General features: G+C 73.5%; 6 protein-coding genes and 1 pseudogene. 5 read left to right on the top strand and 2 right to left on the bottom strand.

Features of this window, described 5'->3' with window-relative positions:
* The coding region (locus tag AB8Z75_RS23525; RefSeq protein WP_369205136.1) for a hypothetical protein at positions 1-5106 on the top strand (5106 nt) is incomplete at its 5' end.
* Between the two features lie 153 nt (positions 5107-5259).
* On the opposite strand, the pseudogene AB8Z75_RS23520 reads toward AB8Z75_RS23525, so the two are convergent.
* Positions 5260-5526: pseudogene (locus AB8Z75_RS23520) on the bottom strand (hypothetical protein); the annotation flags it as partial.
* 237 nt (positions 5527-5763) lie between these two features.
* Here AB8Z75_RS23520 and AB8Z75_RS23515 point away from each other — a divergent pair.
* Genes AB8Z75_RS23515 through AB8Z75_RS23500 form a run of 4 tightly spaced genes read left to right on the top strand, consistent with a single transcriptional unit; the run spans position 5764 to position 10107 of the window.
* Entirely contained in the window at positions 5764-8598 is a 2835-nt protein-coding gene (locus AB8Z75_RS23515; protein ID WP_369205134.1) for a nitrate- and nitrite sensing domain-containing protein, read from the top strand.
* A complete protein-coding gene (locus tag AB8Z75_RS23510; protein WP_369205132.1) occupies positions 8595-9038 on the top strand; it encodes a roadblock/LC7 domain-containing protein in 444 nt (147 codons plus the stop codon). Before AB8Z75_RS23515 ends, AB8Z75_RS23510 begins: the two co-directional genes overlap by 4 nt.
* Before the next feature lie 51 nt (positions 9039-9089).
* Positions 9090-9509: a DUF742 domain-containing protein gene (locus AB8Z75_RS23505; RefSeq protein WP_369205130.1), complete on the top strand. Its 420-nt coding sequence runs from the start codon at positions 9090-9092 to the stop codon at positions 9507-9509.
* Positions 9490-10107, top strand: a complete 618-nt coding sequence (locus AB8Z75_RS23500; RefSeq protein WP_369205128.1) for an ATP/GTP-binding protein — start codon at positions 9490-9492, stop codon at positions 10105-10107. Before AB8Z75_RS23505 ends, AB8Z75_RS23500 begins: the two co-directional genes overlap by 20 nt.
* A gap of 75 nt (positions 10108-10182) precedes the next feature.
* Here AB8Z75_RS23500 and glpK read toward each other — a convergent pair whose 3' ends face one another.
* On the bottom strand, positions 10183-11685 hold the full coding sequence (gene glpK / locus AB8Z75_RS23495; protein ID WP_369205126.1) for a glycerol kinase GlpK: 1503 nt from the start codon (positions 11683-11685) through the stop codon (positions 10183-10185).
* Positions 11686-12193 lie beyond the last annotated feature (508 nt).

Below are 12193 nucleotides of genomic sequence, written 5' to 3'. Positions count from 1 at the left end.
ATGTACGAGCTGTCCCGGATCCGCCTCTACTCCATCGGGCCCGCCGGTGCGCGCTACGCCGACACCGTGCTGGACCTGCGCGGAGTGGGGGATGCCGTGCCCAGCCCCGCACCGGCTCAGGCGGACTTCTTCGAGGAGGAGCCCCAGGGCCCGCCCCGCCGCCCCGCGCCCGCGGGCGTCCTGTTCCTGGAGAACGGCGGCGGCAAGTCCGTCCTGCTCAAGCTGATCTTCTCCGTGATGCTGCCGGGCCACCGCAACACTCTGGGCGGCGCCAGCTCGGGCGTGCTGCGCAAGTTCCTGCTCGCCGACGACTGCGGCCATGTCGCCCTGGAGTGGCAGCACACCCGCACCGGCGAGACCATCGTCGTCGGGAAGGTCAGCGAGTGGCGCGGCCGTCAGGTCTCCGGCGACCCGCGGAAGTTCGCCGAGGCCTGGTACTCCTTCCGCCCAGGACCCGGGCTGTCCCTGGACGCGCTGCCCGTCGCCGAGTCGGCAGCGCTGCGCCCCCGCGCGGAGGGGGCATCTTCGGCGCGCGGCAGGCGGCGCACCATGAAGGGCTTCCGCGACGTCCTGACGGAGACCGGAAAGGCGTACCCGAACCTGGACGTGGTCTGGGAAGAGGTGCACGAACGCTGGAACGAGCACCTGACGTCGCTCGGCCTCGACCCCGAACTCTTCCGCTACCAGCGCGAGATGAACGCCGACGAGGGCGAGGCGGCGGGTCTCTTCGCCGTCAAGAACGACTCGGACTTCACCGACCTGCTGCTGCGGGCCGTCACCGACACCCGCGACACCGACGGGCTCGCCGACCTCGTGCACGGTTTCGCGCACAAGCTGGGACGCCGCGCCGAGCTGACCGCCGAGCGGGACTTCACCGCGGGCTCCCTCGAACACCTGGAGCGCATCACCCAGGCCGCCGAGACGCGCGGCCGTGCCCGCGAGATCCACGCGGGCGCCGAGCGCCGCACCCAGCTGCTCGCTCAGCGGCTGACCGCGCGCGGCACCCAGGAGCGCGGTCGCGCCGCTGAGCTGGCCGAGCAGCTCGCCCAGGCCGGGGAGTCCGTGACCGCGGCCGAGGACGCCCGCTCCCGCGCCTCCCGCGTCGCCGCGGAACTCGCCTACCGGCACGCTTCGCTGGCCCTGGCCGCCGCGGAGAAGTCGGCGGCGGCGCAGAAACGCGAGCTCGGCGAGGCCCGTACGCTGCACTCGGCGTGGCAGGCGGCGGAGACCGTGCTCGCGCACCGTACGGCCGCCGACCGGTCCGCCCGCGTGGCGGCGGCCATCCGGGAGGCCGAGCGGGACGCGGCGCCCGCCCTCGCCGCGCGTGCCCAGGCGGCCACGGCGCTGGTGCGGGCCCTGAACACCGCCGCGGAGGACAGCGAACGCATCGCCGCCGAGCAGGAGGAGCGCTCGACCGGCCTCCAGACCGGCAGCGAGCGGGCCCACCGGGAGGCCACCGAGGCCGCCACCGAGGCGCAGCGCGCCCGCAGCGAGACCGAGCACCTGCGCCAGCGGCTCACCGAGGTCGAGCAGGAGATGGCCGAGGCGGTGCGCGCGGGCTGGCTCGACGACAGCGATCCCGACGCCGACCCCGCGCGCGCCGCCCTCGAGGCCAGCGACGCGGAGAAGAGCGCCGTCGCCGCGTTCGAGTCCGCCCGCGACGCCGCGACCCGCAGCGGCGACCGCGCCCGCGAGCTGGCGAGCCGGCACGCCGGTGCGGAACTCGCCGCGGCCCGTGCCGCGGACGCGGCCGAGGCGGCGGAGTCCGCCCACGCGGCCGAACGTGCCACGGCCGAAGCCCTCGGTGTCGAGGAACGCCTGGCGGAGCTGCTCGGTCTGCCGGGCGCACCACGCGGCGGCGCTGCCCCTTCCGGCCCGGGGACGACCGGCCCGGGCGCGAACGGCCCGGGGGCGGCCGGCCCGCCACGGGCCGCTGTGCCGGGCCAACGCGATGTGGGCAACTCGCCGGACGCGCTGGCCTCCACGGCCAACGACGGGCCCGGCGCCGGCGAGCCGGGGGCGTCCCCGCTCGCCGACAGCGCCGGGACGGCCGCGCGGGAGGACGCGGGGGGCGAGCCTCTCTCGGGTCCCGGAGCGGCGGCAGGCGTCCCCGAGGGCGCAGGCGGCCACTCCCCGCACGCGGACGAGGCGGGCACCACGGGCCCGCTGACCGCCGAGGAGATCGACCGCAACGCCGAAGCGCTCCAGGAACTGCTGGACGAGGGCGTGGCCCACGCCGAACGCCAGCTGTTCGAACTACGCACCGCCGCGGCGGACGACGCACGGATGCTCGGTGCGCTCGGCGACGGCGGGCTGCTTCCTCCAGGCCCGGACGTGACGGCCACGGTCGAGTATCTGGGCGAGCACGGCGTCCCGGCCCTGCCCGGCTGGCGCTACCTGGCACAGTCCGTCGACCCCGCCGACCACGCGACGGTCCTCGCCGCCCGTCCCGAACTGGTCGACGGCGTCATCATCACCGACCCGAACTCGCACGCGCGCGCCCGTGAGGTGCTGGCGAGCGCGGCGCTGCTGCCGCGGTCCGCCGTCGCCGTCGGCACCTCGGCAGCGCTGCTGGCACCGGCGCCTGCCCTCGACGGGAGCGGGGAGACGGGTGTCGACGGCCTCTCCGACGTCTTTCTCGTACCGCCGAACCCGGCCATGCACGACGAGCACGCGGCCGACGACGAGCGCCGCCAGCTGCGCGAGCGCGCCGTCGCCCGCGACGAGGAGATCCGCGCGCTGGCGGCACGGCTGACCGCCGACCGGGCGCTGGCCGCCCGCCTCGCCTCGTGGCGCACCGGCTGTCCCGAGGGCCGCCTGGACGAGCTCGCCGGCGCCGCCGCAGAGGCGCGGCAGGCGGCAGAGGCGGCCGAGCGCCGCCTCGTCGAGGTGAGCGAGGCCCGCGCGGAGGCCGACGCGCAGGCGGCCGAGACCGCTCGGGTGCGCGATGAGCGAGGAGAAGGGGCACAGCGGGCCCGGCGCAGCGCCGACGCGCTGGCGGGGCTCGCCTTCCGGCTGCGGGAGCGCACCGCGTGGCAGACCCGGCTGCGGGAGCTGGCCGACGACGTGGCCACGGCGCAGGAGCGCGCCGAACTGTGCCTGGAGAAGGCGTACGCGGCCGACGAGGACAGGCGTACGGCACAGCGTGCCGCCGACGACGCACGCCGTACGGCCCGCACCCTGCGCGCCGAACGTGCCGAGATCGCGGGCGTGCCCGACACCCCCCAGGAGTCCGGCGCGTCCGGCGAGGGGGAGCCGGAGGACGGTGCGGCCGGGGAGAGGGCGGACGCGGCCGGGGGGAAGCAGGACCGTGCCAGGCCGGCGTCGTTGCCGGACCTGCGTGAGGCCTACCGTTCGGCCTCCCAGCTCTACGAGAAGGTCGGAGTCGGCGCCGACCTGCGCGCCGAGCAGGCCCGCGCAGAGGGCGACGAGTCCGCGGCCAAGGCGGCGCTCGACCGGCTCACCAACAAGGTGCGCACCCGTGCGGCCCAGCTCCTGGAGGGGCCCGACGGTGCCGACGGTCCCTCGCGGCAGGCGGCGGCGGCCCGCGCTGAAGCGCTCGTCCAGCGGCTGGAGTCGCGCGGCTCCGACGTCAGCGAACAGCTCGGCCGTCTCCGCGGCGAGGCCGAGCGGCTCGCGCCGCCGGACGGACAGGCGCACACCGAGCTCCCCGAGGGGCGGGTGCCAAGCGACGCGGCCGAGGCCCAGAGCCTGTTGCGGACGGCCAACGCCGAACTGGCCACCAGGGGCGACGAACTCGACGCGGCGCGCGCCGCCCACGAGTCGTTGCAGCGCGCGCACACGGCGGCCGAGGACGCCGCGGGCGGCTTCGACGAGACGGCGACGACGCTGCGGGATCTGCTGCGCGACCCCGCCGCCTCCGTGCCCGGAGCGCCGAACGGCGAGGAGGAGCCGCCCGAGCCGTATCCCGGCACTCTCGCGGAGGCCCGTCAGGCGGCGGCCGAGGCCCGGCGCTCGCTGCGCGGGTGCGCCGCCGATCTGAGCGCGGCGGAAGCGGGCGTGCGCGAGGCGTGTGACGTGCTCGTACGGCACGCCAACTCCAGCCGCTTCGAGCATGTGCGTACGCCGGCCAGGCAGCAGGTGCGCGAGCTGCCCGCCTCGGCGCTTCCCGACCACGCGGCCGCCTGGGCCGCGGCGTTCGCGCCCCGGCTGCGGGTGCTGACCGACGAGCTGGAGCAGTTGGAGCGCAACCGCGACAGCATCGTGGACCGGCTGCGCGGCCTGGTGGAGTCGTCGCTGACGACGCTGCGCTCGGCGCAGCGTCTCTCCCGCCTGCCCGAGGGGCTGGGGGAGTGGTCGGGCCAGGAGTTCCTGCGGATCCGCTTCGACGACCCCGACCAGGCCACGCTCACCGAGCGGCTGGGCGAGGTCATCGACGAGGCCACCCGCGCGGCCGTGCGCAAGAACTCCGACCTGCGGCGTGACGGCATGACGCTGCTGCTGCGCGGCGTCCACGCGGCGCTCCAGCCGCGCGGGGTGTCGGTGGAGATCCTCAAGCCCGATGCCGTGCTGCGCGCCGAGCGGGTGCCGGTCGGGCAGATGGGCGACGTCTTCTCCGGAGGCCAGCTGCTGACCGCGGCCATCGCCCTGTACTGCACGATGGCCGCCCTGCGCAGCAACGACCGCGGCCGGGACAAGCACCGGCACGCGGGGACCCTGTTCCTGGACAACCCCATCGGGCGGGCCAACGCCACCTACCTTCTGGAGCTCCAGCGGGCTGTCGCCGACGCCCTGGGGGTCCAGCTCCTCTACACCACCGGCCTGTTCGACACCACGGCCCTGGCGGAGTTCCCGCTGGTGATCAGGATGCGCAACGACGCGGATCTGCGCGCGGGGCTGAAGTACATCAGTGTGGAGGAGCATCTGCGCCCAGGTCTGCCGGGCCCCGCGGACGAGGAGGGCGGGGCCGAGGTGCACGGGGAGATCACCGCGACACGGATGTTCCGCCGCCCCGACCAGGTGCAGCCGTCCGATGAGGGGAGCGGCCTTGGTGAGCGGTCGTCACCGGGGGCTGCGGGCCCGAGTGTTCTCGCTCCTCAGCCGCCGGAGGACGCGCCGGGCGCGGCACCCTCCCGGCACCAGTGACGTCTCGCCGGTCCTGCCCGCCTTGCCTGCCCTGTCCGTCCTGCCCACCCTGTCCGCCCTGTCTGTCCCGTCCCTCCCGTCCTCCCGCCCGTWKTGATMCGGGCGGGTTCCCTGCGCTGTTTCCTCGCGTCCCGCGCGGCGGTGTGCCTCCACCGCGCGGCGCCGCGCCGCGCTGCTGGGCTCCGAGACGACGCCGTGCCGCTGCACCCACACCTGTCGGGTGATCCACACGTCCAGCACGGCCCATGTCGCCACGACGGTGCCGCCGATGGTGGCGAGCACCATGGGGAAGGCCAGCCACACACCGGCCATCGAGCAGAAGAACGCGACCATGAGCAGTACCAGCGTCAGCGCCGCGATGATCACCGCACGCGCCGCCGCCGCCCGGACCGGGTCCGGCAGGCGGGGTTTCGCATACATCCTGTTCACTCCCCCTTCACGACCCCCTCGATCTTCCCACGGTTCGGCAAACGTGTCCTTGGACACAAACGTCGAACACCCGCCTGGGCATCGACGGACAACTCAGGATGAGGCACCACGGACCGCGTGTTCCCGTGCCCGTACACACCTACGAGTTGCCGGTGCGTCAGTAGTAAGCTCACGCCGTTTGCTGTCGGTACAACACCCCCGTGCGCTGGGGAGTACGTAGGGGAGGCCATGCGCTTTCGCGGGAAGTCCATCCGCCGGAAGATCGTGGTGCTGCTGCTGGTGCCGCTGGTGTCTCTGGTGTCCATCTGGGGCTTCGCGACCTACATCACCGCGACGGAGGCGAACAGCCTGCTGCGCCTGGACGAGATCACCCGCAAGATCGGTGATCCCACCGAGGACGCCGTCCAGGCCATCCAGCGAGAACGCCGTCACATCATGGTCCACATCGCCGACCCCAGAGGCGGCACGGGACTGGAAGCCCTGCGCAAGGCGGAGCGTGCCACCGACAAGAAGGTCTCCGCGGTCCGCCGCAACGCCGCCGACGGCAGCCTCCGTTCCGACCTCGGCCCCGACTCGCGGGCCCGGCTCGACGACTTCCTCGACGCGCTGGACGGCCTTGAGTCGCTCCGCTCCCGCGTCGAGAAGGACACCATCACCCGCGGCGGTGCCTTCCAGGCCTACAATGAACTGGTCGACCCCGCCTACGCGGTCATCAGTTCACTGAGCGCGGTGGACGACGTCGGTCTGGAGAAGGAGGGCCGCGCGCTCGTCTACGTCTCCCTCGCCCGCGAGTACCTCTCCCGCGAGGACGCCCTGATGGCGGCTGCCTACGCCGCGGGCGAGTTCACCCGCGGTGACCAGCGTGCTCTCTCGGACCGTGTCGCCGAGCGCAACATCACCTACCAGACCAACCTGCCCTCCCTGCCGGCCGCCGACCGGCAGATGTTCGAGAACTACTGGAACAGCACCAACGGCCGTACTCTGCGCGGCAACGAGGACGCCGTCATCGCCGCGGGGCCCCGCACCACCGAGGGCCCGGTCGGTCAGGAGCGCTGGCGCCAGGGCATCACCGCGGCGCTGGACGACCTCAAGCGGATGGAGGTGAAGGCCCAGCAGCGCTACCAGGACCGGGTCGACCCCGTCGCCACCCGCGTGCTGGTGCAGGCGGCTGCCGCCGGTGTGCTCGGGTTCCTCGCCGTGCTGGCCTCCCTGGTCATCTCCATCCGGGTGGGCCGGGGCCTGGTACGTGACCTGGGCGCGCTGCGCAAGGAGGCCAACGAGTCCGCGGGTGTGCGGCTGCCCAGCGTGATGCGCAGGCTGGCCGCGGGCGACCGGGTCGAGGTGGAGGCCGAGTCCCCCCGTCTCGACTACTCGGCCGACGAGATGGGGCAGGTGGGCCAGGCGCTCAACACGCTCCAGCGCGCCGCCGTCGAAGCCGCCGTCAAGCAGGCCGACATGCGGCGCGGCGTCTCCGAGGTCTTCGTCAACCTCGCCCGGCGCAACCAGGTGCTGCTGCACCGCCAGCTCACCCTCCTCGACGCCATGGAGCGCCGCACCGAGGACGCCGACGAGCTCGCGGACCTCTTCAGGCTGGACCACCTCACCACCCGCATGCGCCGCCACGCCGAAGGCCTGGTCATCCTCTCCGGCGCCGCCCCCTCCCGGCAGTGGCGCAAGCCCGTGCAGCTCATGGACGTGGTGCGGGCCGCTGTCGCCGAGGTCGAGGACTACGAGCGGATCGAGGTGCGCAGGCTGCCGAGGCTGGCCGTCGACGGCAGCGCGGTCGCCGACCTGACGCACCTGATCGCCGAGTTGCTGGAGAACGCCACCGTCTTCTCTCCACCGCACACGGCCGTGCAGGTGCTGGGGGAGCGCGTCGCCAACGGCTTCACGCTGGAAATCCACGACCGCGGCCTGGGCATGGCCGCCGACGCGATGCTGGACGCCAACCTGCGGCTCGCCGAGACGCCCGAGTTCGAACTGTCCGACACCGACCGGCTGGGCCTCTTCGTCGTCTCACGGCTCGCCCAGCGCCAGGGCGTCCGGGTCTCCCTGCAGCCGTCGCCCTACGGCGGCACCACGGCCGTCGTCCTGATCCCCGGCGCCGTCCTCACCGAGACCCCGGATCGTGACGAGGAGCAGCGCCCGCCCCGTACCGCCATCGAGGCCGGCGGAAAGCCCGCCCGGCCTCTCGACGGGCCCGTCGAGCTGGAGGCCCCGATCGACGCGACACCCCCCGCCCGCGAAGGCCGCGGTACCCGTGAAGGCGGCGGTCTGCCGCCGCGCAGGCGGGCTGCTGACACCGGCCCCACCCCCTCGGTGGCCGGGGAAGTGCACCAGCAGGCCCAGGACGAGGCCGTCTCCACGTCCCGTGCCCAGGCCCGCACCGAGCCGGACGCGGGGGGAGACGGCGCCGCGAACGGCGGGCACGCTCCGCTGCCGCGCAGGCGTCCCGGGACCCCCGTGCTCGTCTCCGACAACGGCCGTACCGTCGATCCGGACCGCCGCCCAGGGCCGGAGCGGCGTACCGGCGAAGGGGACCGCAAGGACTCCCAGGCGGGCGCGCACACGGGCGGGCCCGCACCGCTGCCCCGCCGTAAGAAGCCCGGTGCGGCATCCGGGGCGCAAGCAGACCGTCCGCGCCAGGAGGCCGGGGCCACGCCGCAGGCCGCACCGGCTGAACCGGCGCCCGGCACCACGCAGGACGCCGGCACCACGCAGGACGCCGACGCCTCACCGGACGCCGGCAGCACGGAGGGCGCCGGCGCCTCGCGGGCCGACAACGCCCCGCGGGCCGGCGGGCTGCCGCGCCGGGTGCGGCAGGCGAGCCTCGCGCCGCAGCTCAAGACCGACACCCCGACCGTCAGCACCCGCATGCCGTCCGGGCAGACGGGCACCCAGAATTCCAGCACGCCGGATGCCGCCGAGCGCGACGCCGACGCAGTGCGCAGCAAGATGGCCTCCCTCCAGCGCGGCTGGGAACGCGGCAGGCGCGAGAGCGAATCGCCGCACGACGCGGGGGAGTCAGCACCAGGAACGACACCGGGAGGGGACGGTCGATGACCGCACCGAACGCCGCATCGCACTCCGCTGGAAGCGGCGAACTCAACTGGCTCCTCGACGAACTGGTCGAGCGCGTGGGAAGCATCCGCAAGGCGCTCGTGCTCTCAGGAGACGGCCTCGCCAGGGGCGCGTCGCAGGGCCTCACCAGGGAGGACAGCGAGCACCTGGCGGCCGTCGCCTCCGGGTTCCACAGCCTGGCCAAGGGCGTGGGCCGCCACTTCGACGTGGGCGGGGTGCGCCAGACCGTGGTCGAGCTGGAGGACGCGTTCCTCTTCGTCACGGCGGCAGGCGACGGCAGCTGCCTGGCCGTACTGGCGGACGCGGAGTCCGATGTCGGCCAGGTCGCGTACGAGATGACGCTGCTGGTCAAGCGCGTCGGTGCCCACCTGAGCACCGCGCCGCGCGCCGCTGGGGCCGGCGGCGGCACCACCACCAACTGACGCGGACGGCGGGGGACGAGGGAACGAGGGAATGAGGGGACGGGGCCGGCAATGACGGACCACTGGTTCGACGACGCGGCAGGACCCGTGGTACGGCCGTACGCGATGACGCGGGGCCGTACCCGCAGCAGCGTCGTCGCGGCGCAGCTCGACCTCATCGCCCTCGTCCTGTCCGACGAGCCGGGAGCGGGGCCCGAAGACGATCCGGAGGGGCCGCCCACCGAGGACGCGCTCCTGGCGGATCACTCGCTGTCGCCCGAACACCTCGACATCGTCCTGCGCTGCCGCCGCTCCGCCCTGTCGGTGGCGGAGCTGGCGGCCGAGCTCGACCTGCCCGTCGGTGTCGTCCGGGTCCTGATCGGGGATCTGCTGGAAGCCGGTCTGGTCCGCGTCACCCGTCCCGTCCCTCCGGCCGAGCTGCCGGACGAGAGCATCCTCAGAGAGGTGATCAATGGTCTTCGGGCGCTCTAAGCGGGGTGGCAGGAAGGCCCCCGCCGAGCCGGTCACGCTCAAAGTCCTGGTGGCGGGCGGATTCGGCGTCGGCAAGACCACCCTCGTGGGGGCGGTCAGCGAGATCAAACCGCTCCGTACCGAGGAGACGCTGACCGAGGCGGGACGCCGGTTCGACGACACGCAGGGGGTGGAGGCGAAGACCACGACGACGGTCGCCATGGACTTCGGCCGCATCACCATCCACGACGAACTCGTGCTCTACCTGTTCGGCACGCCGGGCCAGGACCGTTTCTGGTTCCTGTGGGACGAACTGGCCAGCGGCGCGCTGGGCGCCGTGGTGCTCGCCGACACGCGGCGGCTGGAGGACAGCTTCGCCGCGATCGACTACTTCGAACGCCGCTCCATCCCCTTCACCGTCGCCGTCAACTGTTTCGACGGGGCCGAGCGCTACCCCGCCGATACCGTACGGGAAGCGCTCGACCTCGACGGCGAGGTGCCGGTGATGCAGTGCGACGCGCGGCAGCGCGAGTCCGCGCGGGACGTGCTCATCTCCGTGGTGGAGCACGCCATGCACACGGCCGCGCAGCGTGCCGCGCACAGCCCCGCCGAGGCCTGAGCCGCGCGGCACCGGCCTCGGCGGGGCTGTGCGGGCGGTGACTAGGGCCTCTCGTTTGGATCCAAACGAAAGACCCTAGCCCTCCTGCCACCCGAAGCTGCGTTCGACCGCCTTGTGCCAGTTCTTGTACTCCCGCTCCCGGTACTCCTCGCTCATGGCGGGCGTCCACTCGGCGTCGCGCTTCCAGTGGGAGCGCAGCTCGTCCAGGTCCGACCAGACGCCCGTGGCGAGTCCGGCCGCGTAGGCGGCGCCCAGACAGGTCGTCTCCGCGACCACGGGACGGATCACGGGAACGCCGAGCACGTCGGCCTGGTGCTGCATCAGCAGGCTGTTGGCCGTCATACCGCCGTCCACCTTCAGGCTGGTGATCTCGACGCCGCTGTCCTGGTACATGGCGTCCACGACCTCACGCGTCTGCCAGCTCGTCGCCTCCAGCACCGCTCGCGCGAGGTGGGCCTTGGTCACGTACCGGGTCAGCCCCGTGACCACGCCCCGCGCGTCCGAACGCCAGTACGGTGCGAACAGTCCGGAGAACGCCGGGACGATGTACGCGCCGCCGTTGTCGTCCACACTGGCCGCCAGCCCCTCGATCTGTGAGGCGTCGTCGATGATGCCCAGCTGGTCCCTGAACCACTGCACCAGGGCGCCCGTAATGGCGATGGAACCCTCCAGGCAGTAGACGGGCGCCTCGCCGCCCAGCCGGTAGCCCATCGTCGTCAGCAGCCCGTTCCGGCTGGGGACCGGCCGGTGCCCGGTGTTCAGCAGCAGGAAGGAGCCGGTGCCGTAGGTGTTCTTGGCCTCGCCGACGCCGTAGCACGTCTGTCCGAAGACGGCCGCCTGCTGGTCGCCGAGCGCGGAGGCCACGGGCACGCCGGAGAGCCGGCCCACGGCCGTGCCGTACACCTCGGAGGAGGAGCGGATCTCGGGCAGGACCGCGGCGGGCACGTCCATCGCGTCCAGCACCGACTGGTCCCACTCCAGCGACTCGAGGTTCATCAGCATCGTCCGGGACGCGTTGGTCACGTCCGTGACGTGTCTGCCGCCCTCCGTGCCACCGGTCAGATTCCAGATCAGCCACGAGTCGAGCGTGCCGAACGCGATCTCGCCCCGCTCGGCGCGCTGCCGCAGCCCCGGCACGTTGTCCAGCAGCCACGCCACCTTCGGCCCCGCGAAGTAGCTGGCCAGCGGCAGCCCCGTACGGTCGCGGAAGCGGTCCTGGCCCTCGTCGCCACCCAGTTCCGCGCACAGCTGCGAGGTGCGGGTGTCCTGCCACACGATCGCGTGGTGCACCGGCTCACCCGTCGCGCGGTCCCACAGCACCGTCGTCTCGCGCTGGTTGGTGATGCCGATGGCGCTCAGCTCGTCGGCGCGCAGCCCCGCCCGCTCCAGCGCCCCGTCCACCACGGACTGCACCCTCGTCCAGATCTCGGCCGCGTCGTGCTCCACCCAGCCGGGCTTGGGAAAGATCTGGCGGTGCTCCTGCTGGTCGACGGCGACGATCCCGCCCCGCTGGTCGAAGACGATGCAGCGGCTGGAAGTGGTGCCCTGGTCGATGGCTGCGACGTACTTGTCCGTCATGGTTGACGACCCCTCGTTCGGTGCGTTCGGACGTCGTGCTCAGAATGCGGCCTGACGCGGCAGCGCGCCGAAGCCCCGCCGATCGCTGCCCTGCGGCCCCGCCGATCGGCGGCCCCGCCCGCCAGTGACGGCTGCTCCACCCGGCGGTGACGGCGGTGCCCGCGGCGAGCGTGACGGCAGTGTTCAGCCCGGGTGAGAGGCAGTCAAGGTCGCGGACACGACGGAAGCCGCAGCCCGTTGTGCGACGTGATCGTCGCGACTGTCACGGGCACGTCACCAGACCCTCACGTCCCCGTACGCGTACCGGATCAAGCGAACCGCCCCCGGGGGAAGCACGTCCACACTGAACGAGAACGGTGGCACGGGACCGACGGGGGTGGTCCCGAGCCACCGTTCCTCATTTCCCGGTTCCCTGGTAGATGAGGGGAGCATGAGACACATCCGCACCGCACGCCGCATCCCCCTCCTGGCCGCAGCCGCGCTCCTCGCCCTCGCCGTCGCCCCGTCC

It is taken from the genome of Streptomyces sp. PU-14G (assembly GCF_041028275.1).
Lineage (GTDB): Bacteria > Actinomycetota > Actinomycetes > Streptomycetales > Streptomycetaceae > Streptomyces.
This window is presented reverse-complemented; position numbering and strand designations above follow the sequence as displayed.